The organism is Arthrobacter sp. Y3221159 (assembly GCF_059089885.1).
The window spans coordinates 131,155-153,198 of sequence record NZ_JBNHFC010000011.1 but is presented as its reverse complement, the minus strand read 5'-3'; the positions used below and the strand labels follow the sequence as shown (position 1 = coordinate 153,198).

General features: G+C 65.4%; 18 protein-coding genes. 8 read left to right on the top strand and 10 right to left on the bottom strand.

Annotated features, from left to right (window positions below; translation table 11 throughout):
- Positions 1-71: 71 nt before the first annotated feature.
- The gene (gene rsgA, locus AC5RT3_RS13160; RefSeq protein WP_494124365.1) at positions 72-1,235 is read right to left on the bottom strand and encodes a ribosome small subunit-dependent GTPase A; all 1,164 of its coding nucleotides are present in this window, start codon (positions 1,233-1,235) and stop codon (positions 72-74) included.
- A 236-nt stretch (positions 1,236-1,471) separates the two neighbouring features.
- On the bottom strand, positions 1,472-1,708 hold the full coding sequence (locus AC5RT3_RS13155) for a zinc-ribbon domain-containing protein (protein WP_494011340.1): 237 nt from the start codon (positions 1,706-1,708) through the stop codon (positions 1,472-1,474).
- Positions 1,709-1,857: 149 nt separating this feature from the next.
- On the opposite strand from AC5RT3_RS13155, the gene AC5RT3_RS13150 reads away from it, so the two are divergent.
- On the top strand, positions 1,858-3,009 hold the full coding sequence (locus AC5RT3_RS13150) for a GGDEF domain-containing protein (RefSeq protein WP_494011339.1): 1,152 nt from the start codon (positions 1,858-1,860) through the stop codon (positions 3,007-3,009).
- Between the two features lie 34 nt (positions 3,010-3,043).
- On the opposite strand, the gene AC5RT3_RS13145 is transcribed toward AC5RT3_RS13150, so the two are convergent.
- Complete coding sequence (locus AC5RT3_RS13145) at positions 3,044-4,150, bottom strand: LacI family DNA-binding transcriptional regulator (protein WP_494011338.1); 1,107 nt, start codon at positions 4,148-4,150, stop codon at positions 3,044-3,046.
- 173 nt (positions 4,151-4,323) lie between these two features.
- Between AC5RT3_RS13145 and AC5RT3_RS13140 the strand changes: the two genes are divergently transcribed.
- The 5 genes from AC5RT3_RS13140 (at position 4,324) to AC5RT3_RS13120 (ending at position 9,077) form a co-directional block, all read left to right on the top strand.
- Positions 4,324-5,181: an ABC transporter substrate-binding protein gene (locus tag AC5RT3_RS13140; RefSeq protein WP_494011337.1), complete on the top strand. Its 858-nt coding sequence runs from the start codon at positions 4,324-4,326 to the stop codon at positions 5,179-5,181.
- 79 nt (positions 5,182-5,260) lie between these two features.
- On the top strand, positions 5,261-6,049 hold the full coding sequence (locus AC5RT3_RS13135) for an amino acid ABC transporter permease (RefSeq protein WP_494011336.1): 789 nt from the start codon (positions 5,261-5,263) through the stop codon (positions 6,047-6,049).
- Entirely contained in the window at positions 6,046-6,825 is a 780-nt protein-coding gene (locus tag AC5RT3_RS13130; RefSeq protein WP_494124364.1) for an amino acid ABC transporter ATP-binding protein, read from the top strand. The genes AC5RT3_RS13135 and AC5RT3_RS13130 overlap by 4 nt, the downstream gene beginning before the upstream one ends.
- Entirely contained in the window at positions 6,825-7,868 is a 1,044-nt protein-coding gene (locus AC5RT3_RS13125) for a Gfo/Idh/MocA family protein (protein WP_494124363.1), read from the top strand. The genes AC5RT3_RS13130 and AC5RT3_RS13125 overlap by 1 nt, the downstream gene beginning before the upstream one ends.
- Before the next feature lie 87 nt (positions 7,869-7,955).
- Positions 7,956-9,077: an NAD(P)/FAD-dependent oxidoreductase gene (locus AC5RT3_RS13120; RefSeq protein ID WP_494124362.1), complete on the top strand. Its 1,122-nt coding sequence runs from the start codon at positions 7,956-7,958 to the stop codon at positions 9,075-9,077.
- Between the two features lie 46 nt (positions 9,078-9,123).
- Here AC5RT3_RS13120 and AC5RT3_RS13115 read toward each other — a convergent pair whose 3' ends face one another.
- Positions 9,124-10,650: a SulP family inorganic anion transporter gene (locus AC5RT3_RS13115; RefSeq protein ID WP_494103653.1), complete on the bottom strand. Its 1,527-nt coding sequence runs from the start codon at positions 10,648-10,650 to the stop codon at positions 9,124-9,126.
- Positions 10,651-10,939: 289 nt separating this feature from the next.
- Between AC5RT3_RS13115 and mptB the strand changes: the two genes are divergently transcribed.
- The gene (gene mptB / locus AC5RT3_RS13110) at positions 10,940-12,523 is read left to right on the top strand and encodes a polyprenol phosphomannose-dependent alpha 1,6 mannosyltransferase MptB (RefSeq protein ID WP_494124361.1); all 1,584 of its coding nucleotides are present in this window, start codon (positions 10,940-10,942) and stop codon (positions 12,521-12,523) included.
- Positions 12,524-12,539: 16 nt separating this feature from the next.
- Here mptB and AC5RT3_RS13105 read toward each other — a convergent pair whose 3' ends face one another.
- The gene (locus AC5RT3_RS13105; RefSeq protein ID WP_494124360.1) at positions 12,540-13,799 is read right to left on the bottom strand and encodes a glycosyltransferase 87 family protein; all 1,260 of its coding nucleotides are present in this window, start codon (positions 13,797-13,799) and stop codon (positions 12,540-12,542) included.
- Positions 13,800-13,827: 28 nt separating this feature from the next.
- On the bottom strand, positions 13,828-15,150 hold the full coding sequence (locus AC5RT3_RS13100) for a glycosyltransferase family 87 protein (RefSeq protein ID WP_494124384.1): 1,323 nt from the start codon (positions 15,148-15,150) through the stop codon (positions 13,828-13,830).
- Between the two features lie 330 nt (positions 15,151-15,480).
- On the opposite strand from AC5RT3_RS13100, the gene AC5RT3_RS13095 reads away from it, so the two are divergent.
- A complete protein-coding gene (locus tag AC5RT3_RS13095; protein WP_494124359.1) occupies positions 15,481-15,684 on the top strand; it encodes a hypothetical protein in 204 nt (67 codons plus the stop codon).
- 49 nt (positions 15,685-15,733) lie between these two features.
- Here AC5RT3_RS13095 and AC5RT3_RS13090 read toward each other — a convergent pair whose 3' ends face one another.
- The 4 genes from AC5RT3_RS13090 to aceA form a co-directional block, all read right to left on the bottom strand.
- On the bottom strand, positions 15,734-15,991 hold the full coding sequence (locus AC5RT3_RS13090; protein WP_494011328.1) for a DUF3072 domain-containing protein: 258 nt from the start codon (positions 15,989-15,991) through the stop codon (positions 15,734-15,736).
- Positions 15,992-17,396: 1,405 nt separating this feature from the next.
- Positions 17,397-18,713, bottom strand: coding sequence for an ATP-binding protein (locus AC5RT3_RS13085; protein WP_494011327.1), 1,317 nt, complete (start codon positions 18,711-18,713; stop codon positions 17,397-17,399).
- Between the two features lie 122 nt (positions 18,714-18,835).
- Positions 18,836-20,482 carry a malate synthase A gene (gene aceB / locus AC5RT3_RS13080; protein WP_494011326.1) on the bottom strand — a complete coding sequence of 549 codons (1,647 nt, stop codon included), beginning with the start codon at positions 20,480-20,482 and terminating at the stop codon, positions 18,836-18,838.
- Between the two features lie 72 nt (positions 20,483-20,554).
- Positions 20,555-21,886, bottom strand: coding sequence for an isocitrate lyase (gene aceA, locus AC5RT3_RS13075; protein ID WP_494011325.1), 1,332 nt, complete (start codon positions 21,884-21,886; stop codon positions 20,555-20,557).
- Positions 21,887-22,044: the final 158 nt, after the last annotated feature.

Genomic DNA, 22,044 nt, shown 5'->3' with positions numbered 1-22,044 from the left:
GCCCGGAGGCCGGTTACGCTGATTTTACAACGTTGAACGCCTTTAGCGCGCTCCTCCCGGCCCCCGGACCCTCACCGCAGCCGCTTCCGGTCCTTCCCGCCGGCGCGGTCCTGCCGTTCCGCCAGGTCCCGCTCCGCCCAGCGCTGCGACTTCCCGGCTGACACCACCTTCTGGTGCCACTCCCGGTGGTACGCCCGCTGGGCGGCCACGCTGCTGCGCCGGGCCAGGGCGGCAAGCTCGCGCTGCAGCTTCCGGTAGCTGTGCCAGCGCCGCTCGGGAAGGGTGCCGTCCGCGAGGGCCTGCTGCACGGCGCAGCCTGGTTCGCCCTGGTGGGAGCAGTCCGAGAACCGGCATCCCGCAGCCAGTTCCTCCACGTCGCCGAACATCTCCTCCAGGCCGTCCTCGGCGTCGAACAGCCCGAAGCCGCGCACCCCCGGCGTGTCCATCAGCACGGTCCCGTTGGCAAGTGGCACCAGTTCCCGGGACGTGGTGGTGTGCTTGCCCTTGAAGTCGCCGGAGCGCACCGGACCGGTGTGCTGGACCTCGCGGCCGACCAGCGCGTTGATCAGCGTTGACTTGCCTGCGCCGGACGGTCCCAGGAGCACGATGGTGCCGCCCGCAGGGATGTGCTGCAGCAGTTCGTCGATGCCGTCGCCTTTTTCTGCGGACGTGGTCACCACGTCCACCCCGGCGGCCTGGAGGATGACTTTCCCGACGACGTCGTCCGCCACGGCGGCGAGGTCGGCCTTGGTGATGATCACCAGGGGAGTGGCGCCGGAGTCCCATGCAGCCACAAGGGTCCGCTCCAGCCGGTTGTGGGTCAGGGGCCGGTCCACCGGCACCACCACACCCACCACGTCCATGTTCGCCGCCAGGACCTGTTCCGCGGACGAATCCTCGAAAGCGCGCTTGCGGCTGAGTTCGGACAGGCGCGGCAGGACGGCCAGGATCTGGCGTTCGCCGGCGCGGTTGGGGCCGGTCCACACCCAGTCGCCGGTGACGGGAACGCCGCCGGCCAGGGGGTAGGGAAGGCGCAGGAGGCCGTTGCCGACGGCGACCAGCAGCCGGTTGCGGTCCACCCGGACCACCCGCCCTCGTCCGGTGGCGCCGGGGCACGGGTGTTCGTTGAAATGCCGCGCTACTGGCGCCGCATAGCCAAAGGCGGTGGGGCCTTCGAAAAGTAACTTGTTGCTGATTCCAGTACTGTCCAGGGCGTTGCCTGAAGAAGTGTTCACTGTGGTTTCCTCGGGAAGATCTCCCGATGCACCAGGGCGCGTCAGGCGACGCTGATGCAGGCGGGGGAGTGGGGCTGGTTGATGGATGCGGGGCGCTCCGGGCGCGCGGCAGCTGCAGTCATCAAAACCACCTCCATTCCCTCCAGGGGTCCTCTCCGCTCTGCCGGGGACGGCAGGGGCGACCGTGTCCCACTCTAGCCGCGGCCGCCGTGGCGGGCCAGAGCCAAACGGAAAGCTTAGCGCTGCAGTTCCAGGGCCCGCTTCTGCCGGCCGGAGATGGACGAGACGTAGCCGCAGTTTGAGCAGGTGATGTTGTATTTCCGGGACGTGGTGAACACCGGGATGAAGAACAGCGTGAACTTGGTGGCGCGCTCTTCCAGGTGGTGGTGGACGAAGGAGCGGCAGTACTGGCAGGTTGCAGGCTTGCCGGGGAGCGCCTTGAGTACCGTCTTGAAGCCGAAGAGGAGGAGCATGGCGGGGCCTTTCGTGGTCCTGTGCTTATCGAACCACCTTAGGCGGTTTCGCCGCGGTTGTTCATGGGTACGACTGCTGATGCGCGTGCCGTTGCGGTGCAATACTGAGGGTCGGCACAGGCATTCGGCGTTGGGGGGACTTCGAAGACATGGTTCTGGACACCACCACGCTCAGGATCGCCTTCGGCCTGATGGCGCTGGTCCTGGTGGTGCTCTTCTACTTCTCCGCTTACCGCATCACGCGCTCGCCGTACAGCGGCTGGTGGTGCCTGGCGCTCGTGTTCTTCCTCGCCGGATCCGCGTGCTTCCTGCTGGACGGGACGGTCCACCAGGTGTGGGCCAACCCGCTGGGAAACGTGATGCTGGTACACGGCGGGGTAGCGGTGTGGGCGGGTGCCCGGTCGCTGCGGACTGTGCCGCCGCCGAAGTGGGCGTTCACCGGGATCCCGCTGGTAACGCTGGTGGCCTCCGTGGTGGACAGCCCGGCCACGAATACCTGGTCCGGCGGTCCGGTGTTCCTCGCCGCGATGAGTGTCAGCATTGGGCTGGCATCCCGGGAGCTGTGGCGCCTGGAGCCCGGCTACTCGAGGGTCCGGATTCCCATGGCAGTGGCGGCCGGGGGCCTGGCCGCCTTCTACTTCCTCCGGTGGATCGCGTTCCTGGTCGAGGGGCAGAACGGGCCCACGTTCACCACCGTGTTCGGCTCGGCGGTGACCACTCTGGTGACCATGGTGCTGCTGGTAGTGGTGTCTTTCAGCATGGCCGCGCTAAGCAGTGAACAGCAGACCCGCGCCCTCCGCGTGGTGGCCTCCCGTGACGACCTGACCGGGCTGTTGAACCGCAAGGCCTTCATCGACCTTGCCGCCGAGCTGCTCTCCGACCGGGCCATCACCCGCGGCTCCGGCGCCCTGATTCTGGCAGACCTGGACCACTTCAAGGGTGTTAACGACACGTACGGCCACGCCGCCGGGGACAGGGCGCTGCAGCGGTTCGCCCAGTCCTGCACCGAGACGGTCCGGTCCACCGACCTGGTGGGCCGCTATGGCGGCGAAGAATTCGTGCTTTTGATCCCCGGTGCCAGCGCGGAGCGCGCCGAGCTGATCGCTAAGGAGATCAGCCGCCGGCTCGCCGCCGGACCTGCCGCGGACGGCATGGAGATGCCCACTGTCAGCTACGGAATTTCCATGTACGACGCCGATACCTCCGACGTGGAGAGCGTCATCGCCGCCGCCGACGCGGCTTTGTACGTGGCAAAGTCAGAGGGCCGGAACCGCACGGCCCGCAGCGACCGGCTCCTGTAGGGAGAGCCAAGCGGGACGCCGCCCCCGCCGAGGCCTAGTTCAGCCTGGCCGCGAGCTGCTCCTGCGGGGGTTGCCCCACAGCCGGGCAGGGTCCCACCGAACCGCGCCGGACAAGAGTTGCCGTGAATTGTGCCGGTGGGGCAGGTGCAAGGCCCTCCATCTGGCGGATCAGCGCCTTGGCTGCAGCCACACCCATGTTGTAGACCGGCTGGGCGATCACGGTCAGGGGTGGTGTGGTGAGCCGGGTCCAGGGGAAGTCGTCGTACATGAGGAATGAAACATCGGCCGGAATGGACAGCCCAAGTTCCTGGATCGCCTCCACCACGCTGAGGGCGATCAGGCCATCGGAAGCGACCACTGCAGTGGCCTGCTCCGGCCCGCGAAGGACTTCCCGGGTGATGCTGCGGATGGAGTCAGCGTCGCCGGCATTGAGCCGGACGAGGTCCTCCGGAAACGGAAGGCCAGCCGCCAGGAATGCCTTCCGCATTCCCTCCAGCCGGTCTGCGATCTGCGACGAATCCAGCGCCATTTCCGGGGTGTAGGGAGCCTCGGTCCGCAGCGTGGAAACGAAGGCAATCCTGCGGTGGCCGGCGTCGAGAAGATGCTGCGTGGCTTCCAGCGAAATCTTCACCATATCCACCGCTACCGTCTCCACGCCCAGGTCTCCGCCGGTCCGGTCAATGAAGACCAAGGGGCGGCCTGACTGGTGCACCTGCTGCAGGTGCCCGGTATCCACCGATGATGCGGGGGCAACGATCAGGCCGTCCACGCGCTTGTCCAGCAGGACCCGGACGGCGTCAACTTCAGCCCCCCGGTCTTCGTCAGTGTTGACCAGGATGACGTTGTAGCCAGCCTTCTTGGCGGTGTCGGTAATGCCCCGGGTAGCAAGTCCGAAGTGGGGGTTTTCGATATCGCCGACCACCACGCCGATGGTGTGGGATTTCCCTGTATTCATGCTGCGTGCAAGCTCGTTCGGACGGTAGGACAGTGCCTCGGCTGCGGCGAGGACACGTTCACGGACGTCATCGCTGACAGCACCGTAGTTGCCCAGCGCCCTCGCGGCCTGGGCCTTGGACACCTGGGCTGCCTTGGCGACGTCGGCAACGGTTACGTCCCGCCGCCTCGTTCCTTCACCGTTCATCTTCACCTTTCGACGGGCTGTTGACGGCCCCTGTGACTTAGGCTACATTTCTATCAATCGATGTGAGTCCGGTCTCAATCCTAGGTGGTGAGACCGGACTCAACAAGAAACATCGGCCACTTTCTTTGGCGGCCCTGACAGCACCGCCTCCCCATCAACGATTGGACAACGCTGTGAAAAAGCTGAACTTCCGTCCCGCCGGCATCGCCGCGGCTGCCTTGGCCGCAGTCCTGGCGCTCTCCGGCTGCGGCTCTACCACCGCCGCCTCCACCACGGAGGACAATCCCTACGGCCTGATCCAGCCCGGCACCATCCGCGTGGCGAGCCTGGGCGACTCGAAGCCCTACACATTTGCCGATGCCTCTGGCAACTTCACGGGATTCGACGTGGAACTCTTCAAGGACGTGGCCCACCGCGCCGGCGTAGACAATGTGGTCTTCACCGGGCAGGACTTCTCCGGGCTCCTGGCCGCCGTGGCCAACGGCCAGTTCGACGCCGGCGTGGCCGCAATCGGCATCACGGACAAGCGCAAGGAGACCGTGGACTTCTCGGATGGCTACCTTGCCGGCTACCTGACCGTCATCACCACGAAAACCTCCGGCATCACCGGCGCCGACGGCCTGGCAGGAAAGCGGCTCGGCGTGGTTCAAGGCACACTTCAGGAAGCCTATGCCGTGAAGAACTTCACGTCCGCCAGCCTGGTCCGCTTCCCGGACAACAACACCGCCATCGCAGCGGTCAACAGCGGCACCGTGGACGCACACTTCCTGGACTACGAGGCCGCGAAGGCCTACCAGGAACAGCACGGCCTGGTCAGCGCGGCTGACATTCCGTCCTTCGACGCCCCGGCCGGATTCGCCGTGGCCAAGGGCAAGACGGCCTTCAAGGAGGCCCTGAACAAGGGCCTCGCCGAAGCGATGGAAGACGGCACCTGGAAGGAGCTCTACCAGAAGTGGTTCCCGGGCTCCCCGATGCCAGAGCAGTACCTGCCCAAGGCCGAGCAGACCGCCGCAGCTGAGCCGGCCAAGTAGTCCCACGGACATCTGACCGGGCGGGCCGCCTCAAGCGGCCCGCCCGGAACCTCCAAACAATCTACGTCTGAGAGCAACCATGGACTGGTTCAACACCATCATCCGTACCTTCTTCGACTTCGGCGCAATGGCCGAGGTCCTGCCCCAACTCCTGGCGGTCGGCCTTCTCAACACGCTGATCATCTCCATCGCCGCAACCGTCCTTGGCACGGTGCTGGGAATGGTGGTCGCCGTCATGGGCATTTCACCGTCCAAGTGGCTGCGGGTTCCGGCCAGGATCTACACGGACCTTTTCCGCGGCCTGCCCGCCATCCTCACCATCCTGCTGATCGGCCAGGGCTTCGCACGCCTCAGCCAGTCGATTTTTGGTCCTTCGCCCTACCCCCTGGGGATCATCGCCCTTAGCCTGATCGCCAGCGCATACATCGGCGAGATCTTCCGTGCCGGCATTCTCAGCGTGGACAAGGGCCAGGGCGAGGCCTGCCGGGCCCTGGGCATGAGCTACGCCAAGTCCATGGCACTTGTTGTGGTGCCCCAGGGCATCCGCCGGGTGCTTCCGGCGTTGGTAAACCAGTTCATCGCAATCGTCAAGGATTCCTCCCTGGTCTACTTCCTGGGGCTGCTCGTCACCGAACGCGAACTCTTCCGCGTGGGACAGGACGCCGCCGTGCTGTCCGGGAACCTTTCCCCGCTGGTCGCTGCGGGCATCCTGTACCTGGTGATCACCGTTCCGCTGACGCACCTGGTGAATTACTTCGACAACAGGTTCCGCACCGGCCGCCGTCGTGCCGCACCGCCCACCAGCGGTTTGAACGAAGTCAAGGAACTCGATGCGGCCTCGCCGCTCATCACCGGGAGCAACACATGAACCTGCCAACCACCACCAGCAACAACGCCTCCCAGGACGTCCAGACGTTCCACGGCTCGAGCCTGGAGCTGCGCAACCTGACCATGGCCTACGGGGACATCGAGGTCCTGCGCAACGTCAGCCTCACGGTTGCCCCGGGCACCACCACCTGCATCATCGGCCCCTCGGGTTCGGGCAAGTCCACCCTGCTGCGCGGCGTCAACCGGCTGCACGAACCCAGGAGCGGCGACGTGCTGCTGGCCGGCGAAAGCACCCTCACCGCCAATCCGGATACCCTTCGGACCCGCATCGGTATGGTGTTCCAGCACTTCAACCTTTTCCCGGACCACACCGCCCTGGAGAACGTGGCACTGGCGCTATGGAGCGTCAAGGGCATGCCCAAGGCCCAAGCGATGGAGCGCGCCCGCCGCGGACTGGCCGAAGTGGGACTTGCGGAGCGCGCCGACCATCGGCCCAGGGACCTGTCAGGCGGCCAGCAGCAGCGCGTTGCCATCGCCCGTGCGCTCGCCATGGAACCCGAGGTCATGCTCTTCGATGAAGCCACCAGTGCCCTGGACCCGGAACTGGTCAAGGGCGTCCTGAACCTCATGGCAGGGCTTGGCCGCCGCGGGATGACAATGCTGGTGGTCACCCACGAGATGGGCTTCGCCCGCAAGGTCGCGGACCAGGTGGTCTTCATGGACGAAGGCGAAGTGGTGGAGGCAGGAACACCCGCCCAACTCTTCGACAACCCCCGCAGCGAACGCCTGCAGCGGTTCCTCTCGGAGGTGCTCTGATGCGGACCGTTGGAGCGGCACCCATCCGTACTGCCGTCGTCGGCTTTGGAATTTCCGGCCGCGTGTTCCACGCGCCGCTGATCGCCGCCAATCCAGGCTTCTCACTCGACGTCATCGTCACCTCACACCCGGAACGGGTGGCCGAGGCGGCCAGGCTCTACCCGCAGGCCCGGATCCTGCCCACCCCGGAGGAGCTCTTCGCGGAGGCGGGAAACCTCGACCTGCTGATCCTTGGCACTCCGCCGGACACCCACTTCGGGCTGGCCGCCACGGCCATCGCCCATGGACTGCACGTAGTGGTGGACAAGCCGTTCGTGCCCGCGTCGCACCTTGGCGAGGAACTGATCAGCAGGGCAGCCGACGGCGGCGTGCAGCTTACTGTGTTCCAGAACAGGCGCTGGGACGCCGACTTCCTGACCCTCCGGAAGGTCCTGGCATCAGGAGCCCTCGGGGAAGTCAGCAGCTTCGAATCACGGTTCGAGTGGTGGCGTCCCGAAGGGTTCGGCAATTGGCGGGACACGGTCTCCCTCGCCGAAGGCGGCGGCATCCTGCACGACCTGGGGGCACATCTGATCGACCAGGCCATCCGGCTGTTCGGCCCGGTGGACAGGAGCTACGGGGAGACGGCAAACCGTGGACCCCACCCGGATGCCGCAGACACCGAAGCCTTCGTGTCGCTGCTGCACGCGTCGGGTGTCCGCTCGAGGCTGTGGATGAACGGCATGGCCGCCCAGGCCGGGCCGCGCTTCCACGTCCTCGGCTCCCGCTCCGGCTACACCAAGTGGGGACTGGACAGCCAGGAACCCGCCCTGGCTGCCGGCCTGCCGCCGTCGGACACCGCCTATGGGGTTGAACCCCAGGAGCGTTGGGGGCTCCTGGGAGTGGACGGCGAAGCAAAGCCCGTACAACCGGAGCGCGGCGCGTACCCGCAGTTCTATGTGCAGCTTTCCGCAGCCTTGCGGGGGGAGGGCCCACTGCCCGTGGACCCGGCCGAACCACTTGAGGTGCTGAGGGTGATCGAGGGCATCCACGCCCTGGCCTGATTCCACCGTCCGGTTCCTTCCACGACTTTTCCTCCCTCAACGCCTAACAGCGTTCCCATCATCATGTTTTTCACAGAAAGGGACACCATGTCCTCTGCAGCATCCGCCAAGCGCGTCGCCATCATCGGCGGCGGCATCCTGGGAGTCTCCACCGCCGTGCACCTGCTCCGCGAAGGCGCCTCCGTGATCCTGCTGACCGAACGCGGCCTGGCCAGCGAAGCCAGCGGGCGGTCGCTGTCGTGGCTCAACTCCGCAGGCGAGCGGTCCACCCCCTACCACCAGCTGCGGATTGCCGGCGTGGACCGGTACCGCACCCTGTTCGCATCCGATCCCAGCCGGGAATGGCTCCAGTTCGGCGGCGGCCTGATGTGGAACGCGGACGGACAGCAGGCTGACACCGAGGCCCGGCACGCCTACGAGAAGTCCATCGGCTACGACTCCAAGCTCCTTTCTCCCGGTGACATCGCGTCCGTTACCCCCGGCATCGACGCCGCCGCTGTACCGGACAACGCCATTTTCAACCCCGGCGAGGGCTGGGTCAGCCTGCCCGACCTCATCGACTTCCTCATGGAGGAATTCCACTCCCGCGGCGGTGAACTCGTCCTGAATGCGGGCAAGACTTCCGTGATGGTGGAGGAGGGACGCGCCACGGGCGTGAAAACGGCCGCCGGCGGGACCTACCCGGCCGACGCTGTCCTGGTTGCATGCGGCGCGGCGACGCCCGCCGTCGTCGCACCCCTTGGCATCCGGATCCCCAACGGGTCACCGGTGTCCATGCTGGTGCTGACCAAGCAGGTGCAGCACGACGTCGCCGCGGTGATGAACACCCCCCGCGCCGCGCTCCGGCCCAACCCCGGCGGCACCTTCGCGCTGGACCACGACTGGTACGAGGAGCGCATCACCGAGCACGGGGACGGCTCCTTCAGCATCCCGGATGAGGTGGTACAGGAACTGGCCGACGAGGCGTCGAAGCTGGTTGCCGGCAACCCGGAACTCAAGCCTGCATCCTGGAAGATTGGCTACAAGCCGATCCCCGGCGACGGCGAGCCGGTCCTTGGCGAACTGGGGCAGGTGCCCGGCTGCTTCGTCGCCTTCACCCACTCCGGCGCCACCCTGGGCCTCATTGCCGGTGAGCTCCTGGCCGGGGAGATCCTGACCGGCAGGAAGCACCCCATGCTCGCCACCTTCCGGCCCGGGCGGTTCTCCTAGTCCAGGACGGCCGGCGGGGGAGCCGCAGGGCCCTTTCCCAGGGTTCCTAGTTAAGCTTCCCCGCCAGCCGCTCCCGCATCGAGACGCTCGCAGCGTTCAGGCCGATCAGCTCCACCTCGCGGCCGTGGCGCCTGTACTTCTCGGTGACGGCGTCCAGGACGGCGATGGTGGAGGCGTCCCAAAGGTGCGAGGCGTGCAGGTCCACCACCACGCGGTGGATGTCCGGTGCCGCGTCCAGGGCGTACTCGAACTGCGTGTAGAGGTCATTGGAGGAGGCGAAGAAAAGCTCGCCGTCCACGGTGTAGGTGGCCACGTTCTGCCCGTTGACCTCAAGCACCGTGCGTTCCACGGTGACGAAGTGGGCCACGCGGCGGGCGAACATGGCCATTGCGGCCAGCACGCCCACGCCCACCCCGATGGCCAGGTTGTGGGTGGCCACCACCGCGGCCACGGTGATGAGCATGACGGCGGTTTCGGACTTGGGCATCCGCCGGAGGGTCCGCGGCGCGATGGAGTGCCATTCGAACGTGATGGCGGAAACGAAGATCATCACCGCCACCAGCGCGGCCATGGGGATGAGCCCGACGACGTCGCCCAGCACCACCACGAGCAGCAGCAGGAAGACGCCGGCCAGGAAGGTGGACACCCGGCTGCGCGCGCCCGACCCCTTCACGTTGATCATGGTCTGGCCGATCACGGCACAGCCGCCCATGCCCCCGAGGAATCCGGTGACGATGTTCGCCACGCCCTGGCCCCACGATTCGCGGGTCTTGTTGGACCGGGTGTCCGTGATGTCATCCACCAGCTTGGCGGTCATCAGGGACTCCAGCAGCCCCACCAGGGCCATGGACAGCGAGAACGGGGCCAGGATCTGGAAGGTCTCCCATGTCAGCGGGACGTTCGGCACGAAAAGTGACGGTAGGCTCTCCGGAAGCTGGCCCTTGTCCGAGACCGTGGGCACGTCCACGCCGGCCAGGACGGCAAACACGGTGAGCAGGACGATCGCCACCAGCGGCGAGGGCACCGCCGTCGTAATCCGTGGCAGGCCCACCACGATCACCAGGCCCACCGCAACCAGGGGGTAGACCATCCAGGGGACGTCAACCAGCTCCGGGAGCTGGGCCATGAACACCAGGATGGCCAGCGCATTGACGAAGCCGACCATGACGGACCGGGGAATGAAGCGCATCAGCCGGGTCACCCCCGCGGCGGCAAGCAGGATCTGGAACACTCCGGCCAGGATCACCCCGGCAATGAGGTAGTCCAGCCCATGGCTGCGCATCAGGGGTGCGATCACCAGCGCCACGGCCCCGGTGGCTGCGGAGATCATCGCCGGGCGTCCGCCGACGAACGCGATGGTCACGGCCATAGTGAAGGACGCGAACAGGCCGATCCTCGGGTCCACGCCGGCAATCACGGAAAAGGCGATGGCCTCCGGGATCAGGGCAAGGGCAACAACCAGGCCGGCAAGGGCCTCTGTCTTCAGTCGGCGCGGTGAGCGGAGCGTGGCCCGGACCGATTGCAGCTGCTGGGGCGGAGGCGCTGCAACCGGAGAAGCGGGAGATACGGCCATGGCGGGCTCCGTTCAGGTTGGGAAGGCGCGTGGGAGCCTTCAGGTGGTGGGAAAGGGGCGCCGCGGTGCGCTCGAAACTGGGGGCACGGGCGGCGCAAGCGTGCTGCCGGACCGAGCCCCTTCAACCTTACGCGGAACGCACAGCCCGCCCTGTTGCCAAACTGTGCCTTGCCGGCCGCCCGCAGCCCGGGGGCGGCCGGAAGGCCTGCTGATAAAATGGCCGGGTTGCAGGGCGGCCTTTCTGCTGGTCCAACCAGCGCCGTATCGAAGTAGGGGACCAGACACAATCATGACGGCAGGCGGGTCACATCTCGGGACTTCGGAGAGCCAGCCGGCAGCGCCGGTCAAGGCCTCCGCGCCGGCCGCCGGACGCGCCTACCTGGCAATCATTGAAGGGTTCGTCGGCGCTCTCATGATGTTCGTCGGTTCCATCGGAACCGGCTGGATCGCCAACGGCTCGCCCATGATCCGCCAGCCCGTGGTCATCGCGCTCCGCACCGAGGGCTGGGGCGTCACCGTCTCCACCGTCCTGCTGACCGTTGGCGCCATGGTGCTGATGCGGTCCTGGCTGCGGCTGGGGCAGCGTCTGGCCGAGTGGGGGAAGTCGTCCCTGCGGTCAGTGGTGATTGCCATTTCCGCCTGGTCCCTGCCCCTGCTGTTCTGCGTGCCCGTGTTTTCCCGCGACGTCTATGCCTACACCGGCCAGGGGCGGCTGGTGCAGGAGGGCCAGAACCCCTACGAAGTGGGCATCTCCACGCTCAGCAACTGGTTCGCCCTCGGCGCCGACCCCGCCTGGGCGGAAAACCGGACCCCCTATGGGCCGTACTTCCTGTGGCTCGCGCGCGGGGTGGTGGGACTGACCGGGGCGCAGCCGGACGTCTCCGTCCTCCTCTTCCGCCTGCTGGCCGGCGTCGGGGTCCTGCTCTGCGTCGTCTACGTGCCCAAACTGGCGGAGCTGCACGGCATCAACGGCGCACGGGCACTCTGGATCGCCGTGGCCAACCCGCTGTTCCTGATCAGCTTCATCGCCAGCGCCCACAACGATGCCCTGATGGTGGGCCTGGCCGTGGCCGGCGTCTACTTCGCGGCCACCCGCCGCTACATCCTGGGGATCCTCCTGGTCACCGCGTCGATCGGGATCAAGCCGATCACTGTCCTCCTGCTGCCGTTCCTTGGAGTGATGTGGGCGGGGCCGTCCGCCACCTGGCCGCGCAAGTTCCTGATGTGGGGCGCGACGGCGGGACTCAGCTTCGGCGTGCTGCTCCTGAGCGGCATCCCCTACAACCTGGGCATCGGCTGGACCTGGGCCATCATGGACCCCACCCCCGGCTACACGGGGTATTCGCCGTCCGGCTTCCTGGGCCAGCAGGTGGAAATGCTCGCCAACGCGCTGGGGCTCCCGGGCGGCACGCTCGCCACCTGGTTGCGGACCGGCATGAAATGGGCCGCCATCGCGCTTGTCCTGCTGCTGATGTTCCGCGGCGACTACTCCCGTGCGGTGCGCCGGATGGCCCTGGCGTTCACCGCCGTCGTGATGCTCTCACCCATCATCCAGCCCTGGTACATCCTCTGGTTCCTGCCGTTCCTGGCCGTCACCGGGATCCGCGACGACTGGCAGATCCGGTCCCTGTACGTGGGCGTCACTTTCTTCGTGGTGTTCGGGGCGCAGGACCAGCTGTCCGTATGGTCCTTCGTGGAGCTTCCCATCGATGCGTCCACCCTGGCGTTCTTTACCGCGCTCGCCTTTACGTTCTACCTGCTGTTCCTGGACGTGCACACCCGCAAGCTGCTGATCCAGGGCAAGCCCTGGGACCTCGCCCGGCGCGGCTGGCAGTGGCTGCTTGCTTGGCGGGGACGCGCGGTCAGCCGCTGACCCCTGGGCCTGAGCCCTAGGCGTTCGCGGCGGGAACCGGCACGGCCTTCTTACGGCCAAGCTCCGCCGTCCGCTGCACCGACCACCAGAGCAGCACCACCAGCAGGACGTTGCGGGCCGTAAGGATGGCCGCCATGACCGGGTGGGCGTGGATCAGCGGGGTGTAGAACAGCGGGTAGATCACGAAGGTGGTCATGGCGATGCCCATCAGCAGCGCTGCCGGAACTTTCCAGCGTTCCCAGTCGTGTGTCAGCCCGGCAATGACCACCGGGGCCAGCCAGATGATGAACTGCGGCGAACCCACCTTGTTGAACACGATGAATGCGGTGACCATCATGAGGGAGCCTTCGAGGAACAGTTCCTCGCGTTCGGCCCCTCGTTTCATGGCGCGGACCAGCAGGATGGCCGCTCCAATGGCGGCGAGGATGAGCAGCGGCTGCATCAGGAACGCGGCGGTGGCGGCGCCCGGACCGTAGACCTCAGTGGAATTGATGGCGGTGTTGTCCGCCATCTTGGAGCCGGCAATATTGAAGACGCTCAGCCACACCCACGGTGTGGAGAAGGTGGCTTCGAGCTGCATGCCGCGCTCGCCCTGGTTCAGGAGGAAGTCCAGAATGTGCGGCAGGCCGCCGGACAGCCACGTGCCCAGGGTGACGACGGCGGTCACGGCAACGCCGGTCAGGACCACCTGGATCCGCTTGTGGCTGGCGATCACGATCGGCGCCAGCACAGCCGCCGGCCAGACCTTGATCCAGGTGGCGATGCTGAGCAGGACGCCGGCCACCACCGTCCGCTCGGCTGCATAAAGCAGTGCGATCAGCACGATGGGTGCGGTGATGCCCTCCACCCGGGCGAAGCTGAGGTAGCCCATGAAGACGGTGAAGAACAGCCACCACCAGGCCGGGGCAGTGCCGGTCACCTTCCGCGGGCCGCGGGTCAGGTAGAGGAGCCCGACGGCGTTGAGGGCAGTGATGATCAGGAACCAGGCCAGCAGGTAGAGGTCCGGCCCGGCGATGTTCGCCAGGAAAATGGGGATCTGCGCCAGCACCGGGTAGACCCACGGGCTGATCTTCCCGTCCAGGTCCGCGGGGTTGTACCCGTCCAGGGCCCACTGGCGGTACTGCTCCGTGTCGCTGAACGTGTCGCCGTGCAGGAAGAAGGACGCCATCCAGCCCAAAAAGTAGAGATGGACGACGGCGAAGCCCCACCACACGCTGGACGGGCGGGCGAACCAGTCCACCACCCGGGCGGGGAGGACTTTGCTGCGGACCGTCACCAGGCGGTCAAAGAACCTCGCGGAAATCTCAGGACTCCTTGAGCGCAGGGGCGGCGGCCGGAGCCTTTTTGCCCAGCAGGTATAGGCGCCGGACGCTCCACAGGAACAGGACCACCAGGAGGACGTTGCGGATGGTGAGCACCAGGGCCATCCAGGGGTTGTTGTGGCTGAGCGCGTCGTAGAACAGCGGGTAGATGAAGTAGGTGGCGACCGCAATAACGATCAGCATGGCAGCCGGGACGCGCCAGTCGCGCCAGCTGTGGGCCAGGCCGACGGCGACGGCGGGGGCGAGCCACACCATGAACTGCGGCGAGCCCACTTTGTTGAAGACGACGAACGCGGTGGCGAGGGTGAGGGCCCCGGCGAGGAGCAGCTCGGTACGGTCCACGCCGCCGCTGACCTTTCCGTTGTGCTGCTTTCCATTGTGGAGGGCCCAGAAGGTCATGCCGGCCACGAGCAGTGCAGCCAGGATCAGGAGCGGCTGCATAAGGACGGACATGACGGCGGTGCCAGGCCCGTCCACCTGCATGGAGTTGATGGCGGTGTTCATGTACATGCGGGAATCGCCTATATTCAGGACGGAGAGCCAGAGCCAGGGCGTGGTGAAGGTGGCCTCGAGCTGCATGCCGCGGTCGCCCTGCTGGGTGAGGAAGTTCAGCAGCTTGGGGACGCTGCCCACTGCCGCTGCCAGCGCGACGACGCCCGCCGTCGTCGCAAGCCCTGCCAGTACCACCAAGATCCGGTTCCTGACGACGGCGAAGAGGGCCAGCATGACGGCCGCCGGCCAGACCTTCACCCAGGTGCCGATGGCCAGGAGGACAGAGGCGATGAACGGCCGGTTGACGCCGTAGGCCAGTGCCACCAAGACCAGCGGGGCGGTGAGTCCGTCCACGCGGGCGAACCCCAGCCAGCCCATGAGGAAGGTGAACACCAGCCACCACCAGCCGGCGGGGATTGCTTCCAGATGGCGGCCGCGTGCCGTGAGCTTCAGGAGCGCCCAGCCGTTGAGGAGGGTGGTCATCAGGACCCAGAGGAAGAAGAACGGTCCCGGCCCGGCGATGCCTGCGATGGCCATGGGGATGAGCGCGAGGATCGGGTAGACCCAGGGGCTGGGGCCGCCGGTAAGGTTGGCGTCGTCGAACCCGGCCATAGCCCAGTCGCGGTAGATGAAGGTGTCACTGAACGCCTCGCCGCGCAGCGAGAGTGACGCGGAGAAGATGAGGAAGACAAGGTGGACCACGATGAATCCGCCCAGCAGTCCGCGTCCCGTGTTCAGCCGGGCCCGGACCGGTGCGGGAAGGATGACATTGCGGATCCTGGTGAGATTGCCGAAGAGAACGTCGGTGGAAATGGCGGGATCCTTGTCAGTTGTGGCACACGTGTGGTGTTGCGCTGGTGCTTGGTTCTGCCGCGTGGCGGTGTCTGCTGGCATCGGAGCCGGCTGGAATCAGCGTTCGCCCCGGGTTTAACTTTAGTTGACCGCCCATTGGACGCCGTAATCACCATGCGACGGAAAACGCTATCCGCTCTGACCTGCGGTTATTTTTCTCCAGTTGTTGGCGTTCCGATGATCCGGCATCATGATTGGACGGCACCCAGGTGCCTTTTGTCGTCTGCAGCCTTGGGGAGCGCAGGCGGTTTGCCCTGCCCCTCTCCCCGCGATCTACCTAAGGCTCTACCCATGAACTTCCCCCTGACCCTCACCGTGGCCGACCGCCAAAGCATGGACAGCGAACTGGACGCTGCCGTCTCCGCCGCAAAGGCTCGTGCCCTTGCCGACCGGCGGCACGGCATTTTGGTCACGCGGCATGCCGCCAACACGTTCACGATTTCCCTGAGCGAGTCCGTGCCCTTCGGCCTCACGCGGGAACAGCAGGCCTGGTAGGCCCCTTCCTGGATGCCGGCGTCTTCCACCGGCGCTCCAGGTGCTGCCGCTAGCTCGCGGCGCCATCCCCGTCACCCGACACCCGGCCGCTGCGCTGCTGCAGCCGGTCGATGTGCTTGGACGCCTCCGCCTTGCTGAGATCCGCGGGTAGCTCTTCCCCTGCCTCCCGTGCGAGCGTGTCGAGGTAGCTGCGCTGTGCCGCGGTCATGGGCTCGTCACCGGTCACCCAGTCTTCGGGATCGCGGTTGAGCCCTGCATCGGGCTCAGGTGTGGAGCTGCCGATGGTGTCTTTCCCGTTGTTGTCCATGGGTTGAAGTCTAGAGGCGGGGTGGGACATTTTGGGAAGCATGCTTGCCTTTTGATGCGGCGGCGCCCCCTGGGCTGCAGCGTGATTCGTCTGTCAGATATAGATCTCAGACCTGCCTACGACGGCGTCCGGAAATGCCGCAGGGACCCTATCCCGACGCGCTGTACGTAGCTACCTGACGTCAGGTTGGGGTGTGCCGTACCTTACAGGAGCAACGCCCCCAAAGGCTCCTAGCCCCTACGCCCTGAAACTGCAGCTAAGGAGTGGTGCTCGTCACCGGTTGGGTTGGCCCATCCTGGCAGACAGTACGAACCTGCCGAGCGTCCCTCCAGCGGTACGTTCGTCTACCTCTTCCATAAGAGAGCTTGAGTCGGATGATGCCTTGATCCGAAGACAGGTATTCAATTACCCCACGTGCAATAACCAGACCGTCGTCGAGCACCTCAACCTCATGACCCAGTCTGAGCCCTTTCCAATCCGCTCCTTGAATAATGTCCTCGTGAGTAGCGTCTGAATGTGATGGCAGCTGAGAGCTGGTGTTGGTTACCCGCGTTTTCGCCAGAAAGAGCAACGTCAGATCGCGGGCAACAGCTTTCTGGGCGTCCGCATGATTTTCGTACCCTGTGCCCTTGTGTTTCTTTCCATACTTCAAGGCTAGGGAAGCCTCGTCACCGTTTCGTTGGGAAGAGAGCGGATCGTGAAAGATTACATCCGCGCTTTGCCGAGCGGTGTCTAGTCCGAGAGATGGAAGTGGCAGATCAAGGTGGGTGGTAGCGTCGACAGGCTGGGGGAGGACACTTGGATACATCACGCCAAGGACCACCACAACAATTTCCGGCGGGAAGTGCTGCGGCGGCCCAGGGCAAGGGAGAGGGGATCGCTTGTCCTCGCCCGCGTGCTGCCGTCGTTGAGTACGGGGTTTCATTGTTCTGCTCCTGAACCATACTGTCCCAGCATCATCGGACGGGACATTAACTTCCTCCGCACGGAGCGGTTTCCTTCTTCCAGCTACCTCCGCGCGCTGGGTGGAGTGTTCTCACCTTTCTCATAAAGCAGCGGGCAAGGAATTCCTTCACCTCCAGCTGCTTCATGATGCTGCCTAACCATAAGGAATCCGTTTCGTCCGTTGGGTGTGGCCAACGTGACTAACTCGCATTTGAAGGTGCGGCTGGGCCGGAAGGGGATGGCGGGACGGTGTGCAACAACTCTTGCCGCTGTCCGTACCGGAGCCACTGACGGGCAGTAGATTCATCGCCTTCCACCTCAGCGTGAAGCGGGGGATCAGTCTCGGTGCCGCCATGCAGCACGCGCTCCGCTATCACTCCCCGCGATGGCGGACGGGGAGTGTCGGACGGTTGGCCACCGGATAAATGCAGCGGGGATTTTCCGTCCTTTTCTGTGACCATCACACCCTCCCGAGCGCCTCAATATCCTCCAGGAACTGCTCGTGAACATCCGGGCTGACCGTTGTTCGGGTTTCGCCGATGGCGTCCAGGTAGTCCTGGGTGGAGGGACCTTTGCGTACCGCCTCACGGACGGAAAGCTGGCCCCCAAAGGCCAGCCCGCCGTCGTCGTAGACTGCCTTTTCCAGAGCGCGCTGGGAGGCGCTGCGGGCGGCGTATTCGATGTCGGCCGGGGAGAAGCCCTCGGTGCGTTCCACAAGAAGTTCCACGTCCACGGAGTCGGCAACGGGCGCCGGGATGAATCGTTGCCACATGGCTTCGCGGGCCTGGCGGTCGGGCAGCCCTATGGGGATGACGTAGTCGAAACGGCCATGTCGCAGGAAGGCGGTGTCCAAGGCGCGGATGAAGTTGGTGGCGCAGACCAGAAGGCGACCCGGCTGTTCGCGGAAGGCAGGGATGATCTTGAGGAGCTCGTTGGTAACGCCCTGCAGCGGCGAGGGCGGCTCACCGGAACGCTGGGATGCGATTTCTTCCACCTCGTCAATGAACACCACGGCGTGCTCCAATTCCGAGATTTCCAGGAACGTTTCGCGGAGCGCGCCGGCAAGGCCGTGGGGATCTGCGGCGAGCCGGGAGGGGAAAACCTCAACGAAGGGCCACTCCAGGCGGGAAGCGATGGCCTTTGCGAACGTGGTCTTGCCTGTGCCGGGCGGCCCGAAGAGCACCACAGCCCGCGGCGGGACCACGCCGAATTCGTCGGCAAGGTCGGCTTCGGCCAGGGGCAGGACCAGACGGCGTTCCAGCAGTTCCTTCTCTTTACGCATTCCGGCTACGTTTTCCCACAAATCCCTTGCTAAGACGCGTCCGCCCAGCTGGCCGAGTGCACCGAGTTCCTGGCGCTGGACCGGTATGGTTCGCTCGAAGTAGCGAAGGTTTTTCTTCAATGCGAAACCGCGGTTAAGGAAGCCCTCGACGCGGGTTTCGGATTCGGGCATGAGTGCTGAGAGCTTGTTCAGCCCGTGTGGCGCCATCCGGTTTTCGACGGCGGCCAGCAGGGAGGTTCCAATCCCGCGGCCGCGGTACTTCGGCAGCGTGGTCAGGAAAACGATCCAGCCCTGGTCGTGCGCGGCGCGTCCGACGGCGGCACCAATCACTTGCTCGCCTTGCACCGCCACAACGGCGTGGTCCTTCTCGCAAGATGCAAGGACTTCGGACAGTGCGTATACCGGATCGACGTTGGAGGCTTTGAGGGCTTCCCACAGATGCAGAATCCCGTCGAGGTCCGCTGAATGGAAATCCCTGATCCGCCAATTAGTCATGCCGTACTCCCAGTGGTTCTTCGTTGAATGGGTTTTGATGTGGTGCGGCGGACAGTACGTTCAGTTGACGTGGGTCAACTGAACGTACTGTCCGCTCGCTCTCTGCTCATGGGTGGCGTTGGCTAGCGGGCGGCCGCCAGCTCAGTCTCGTTGCACTCCTTCAGGTAGAGCGCGTAGGCGGGGAGGGTCAGGAAGGTAGGGAAGTCCCGGCCCAACGTCACTTGGGTAAAGATTTCGCGTGCGTCTTCAAAGCGGTCCCCGTCAAACCTCTCCAGTCCATCGAATTCGTCCTCCAGCAAATCTTCTACCCATTCCTTGGAGATAATGTCTCCCTCATCGGTGATGGCGCGGGCGTAGATCCACTGCCAGAGCTGGGAGCGGGAGATTTCGGCGGTGGCGGCGTCTTCCATGAGGTTGTGGATGGCCACTGCGCCGTTGCCGCGGAGCCAGGATTCGATGTAGCGGATGCCCACTTCGATGTTGTTCCGGATGCCCTGCTCGGTGATATTGCCCCTTGTCGAGGCAATGTCCAAGAGCGCGCGGTCGTCTGGAGTGACGTCCTCGCGGAGCCGGTCCAGCTGGTTCGGGCGGTCCCCGAGGACGCCGTCGAACACCTCGCGGCAGACCGGTACCAGGTCCGGGTGGGCTACCCAGGAGCCGTCGAAGCCGTCGTTGGCCTCGCGGGTTTTGTCCGCACGGACTTTCTCGAGCGCGTTGGTGTTCGCGGCTTCTTTGTCCTTGCGGTTGGGGACGGCGGCTGCCATGCCGCCGATGGCCATGGCGCCCCGTTTGTGGCAGGCGCGCACGAGCTGTTCGGTGTAGGCGCGCATGAACGGCTGGGTCATGGTCACCTGGGCGCGGTCCGGCAGGACGAACCGGGGGCCGCGGGTGCGGAAGTTCTTGATCAGGGAGAAGATGTAGTCCCAGCGGCCGGCGTTCAGGCCGGCGGCGTGGTCCCGCAGCTCGTAGAGGATTTCCTCCATTTCGAAGGCCGCGGTGATGGTCTCGATCAGCACGGTGGCGCGGACGGTTCCGCGCGGGATGCCGAGGAGGTCCTGGGCGAGGATGAAGATGTCGTTCCAGAGCCGGGCTTCGAGGTGGTTTTCGATCTTGGGCAGGTAAAAGTAGGGGCCCTTGCCCTGGGCGAGGAGGCGGCGGGAGTTGTGGAAGAAGAACAGGCCGAAGTCCACGATGCCGCCGGCAACCGGGGCGCCGTCGATGAGCATGTGCTTTTCGGGCAGGTGCCAGCCGCGCGGGCGGACCACGATGGTGGGCAATTCGCCGGCGGGGCGGAGCTTGTATTCCTTGCCCTCAGGAGAGGTGAAATCGATCCGGCGCTCGAGCGCGTCGGTGAGGTTCAGCTGGCCCTTGATGACGTTCCGCCAAGAGGGGGTGGAAGAATCTTCCATGTCAGCGAGCCACACGTTCGCGCCGGAGTTCAGGGCATTGATGGTCATCTTACGGTCCACCGGCCCCGTAATTTCTACGCGGCGGTCCTCCAAGCCCGGAGCCGGTGGGGCGACCCGCCACGACATGTCCTTGCGAATCCACTCCGTTTCCCGGAGGAACCGAAGGTCTTTGCCAGCACGAATTTCGCTCCGCGTGGTTTGCCTGGCTTTCAGTAGCTCCTGTCGGCGCTCTTCGGTCGCCCAATGGAGCGTCGAGACAAATTCCAAGGCTTCCGGCGTCAAGATCTCATCCTGCCGACGAATCGGCTGGGCAGTAAATCGAATTCCGTTTATGGTGAAGCTGTCTATCAAGCTGTTCATGGCAGTGTTTCCTCAGGAAGTGTGACGCGCGGTCCCACCGCTTTTCCTGCAGTAGGACCGCCGTCGGAAGTTTTAGTGGAACTGGCCCTCTTCGGTCGATCCGACCAGGGCGAGGGTGGATGCGTTCGGGTTGAGCGCGGTGGAGATGGTGTCGAAGTAGCCGGTGCCGACTTCGCGCTGGTGCTTGGTTGCGGTGTAGCCGCGGGACTCGGAGGCGAATTCCTTTTCCTGGAGCTCGACGTAGGCGCTCATGCCGTCGCGGGCGTAGCCGTGGGCGAGGTCGAACATCGAGTAGTTCAGGGCGTGGAAGCCGGCCAGGGTGATGAACTGGAACGTGAAGCCCATGGCGCCAAGTTCACGCTGGAACTTGGCGATGGTGTCGTCGTCCAGGTGCTTGCGCCAATTGAACGACGGCGAGCAGTTGTAGGAAAGCATCTGGTCCGGGAACTCGGCCTTGACGGCTTCAGCGAACTTGCGTGCCAGCTCCAGGTCCGGGGTGCCGGTTTCCATCCAGATGAGGTCGGAGTAGGGGGCGTAGGCCTTGGCGCGGGCGATGCAGGGTTCGATGCCGTTGCGGACCTTGTAGAAGCCCTCGGCAGTACGGACCGGCTGGCCGCCTTCGCGGAGGATGAATTCCTGGTCCCGCCCGTCAACGTCGGAGGTGATCAGGGTGGCCGCCTCGGCGTCGGTGCGGGCGATGATGACGGATGGGGTGCCGGCGACGTCGGCTGCCAGGCGGGCGGCGTTCAGGGTCCGAACGTGCTGCTGGGTGGGGATCAAAACCTTGCCGCCCAGGTGCCCGCACTTCTTCTCCGAGGCGAGCTGGTCCTCCCAGTGAACACCTGAAGCGCCGGCGGCGATCATGGATTTCATGAGCTCGTAGGCGTTCAGCGGCCCGCCGAAACCGGCCTCGGCGTCGGCGACGATCGGGACCAGCCAGTCCTCAACGGTCTGGATGCCCTCGGAGAACTCGATCTGGTCAGCGCGGAGGAGGGCGTTGTTGATGCGCCGCACCACGGTGGGCACGGAGTTGGCCGGGTACAGGGACTGGTCCGGGTAGGTGTGCCCGGAGTTGTTCGCGTCCGCAGCAACCTGCCAGCCGGAGAGGTAGATGGCACGCAATCCGGCCTTGACCTGCTGCACGGCCTGGTTGCCGGTCAGGGCGCCCAGGGCGTTGGTGTACTTGCCTTCCCAATGCTCCTCGGTGAGCTGCTTCCACAGCTTCTCCGCGCCGCGGCGGGCCAGGGTGTGTTCTTCGGAGACACGTCCCCGGAGACGGACGACGTCGGAAGCCGTGTAGTCCCGGGTCACACCTTCCCAGCGGCGGTTGGCGGCCCACTCGAGCTCCAGGGCGGCGGCCTGCTGATCGGATGTCTGCGGGGTAGGCTTCGTTGCTTCAATCATTCTGTAAATCTCCTTATGAGGCTCGTTCTCGTCTGCTTCCTCGCAGCGAACCAGCCAATTGAAGTGGATCTGCTCTCCCTCGGTCCGGTTTTTTGGGCGCAGCGGAATGGGACCGGGGTGGGCTCCTCTTGCTCTTGAGCAGGAGGGATATGGGGACT